At 61.5% G+C, this 483-nt stretch carries 1 protein-coding gene; it reads left to right on the forward strand.

Features of this window, described 5'->3' with window-relative positions; all coding sequences use genetic code 11:
- Window positions 1–328, forward strand: a 328-nt coding sequence (locus JF66_RS21370; protein ID WP_035881036.1) for an ATP-binding protein, incomplete at its 5' end; no start/stop codon positions are given.
- Window positions 329–483: the final 155 nt, after the last annotated feature.

The raw sequence follows: 483 nt of genomic DNA on the forward strand, positions 1-483 counted from the left end.
GGAAGCCTGGGTCGCCGCCCAGGATACAACGGGTGGCGCCGGCAAATTCCTGCGGAAGTATGCCGCCTTCACGCTCTTGGTCATCGATGAGTGGCTGCTGGATAAGCCGACGGAATCGATGCGGACAATGCTGCTGGAGCTGATGGAGCGCCGTTACGGCGAGACCTCAACGGTGTTCTGCACCCAGTATCAACAGAAGGACTGGCACCAACGCCTCGGCGCCGGCGTTCACGCCGACGCCATTGACTATGGCAGCGTTAGTGGGACCCACCAGGGCAATCTAAGCGGGACCCACTTCGGCTGTTTCGGGGTGTCTGGGGCAATCTAAGCCGGACCCACCTGCACCGTTGTTGCAACGTGTTTTCGTTGCTCAAGGTGGAGGTTCGGATGGAGTCTCGGGTGGAGTTGTTCGCGCGGATCCGGCGTGATGCGCGTCTGGATGGCCTCTCGATCAGGGAGTTGGCCCGGAGGTATGGTGTGGGC

This window comes from Cryobacterium sp. MLB-32 (genome assembly GCF_000738085.1).
Classification (GTDB): domain Bacteria; phylum Actinomycetota; class Actinomycetes; order Actinomycetales; family Microbacteriaceae; genus Cryobacterium.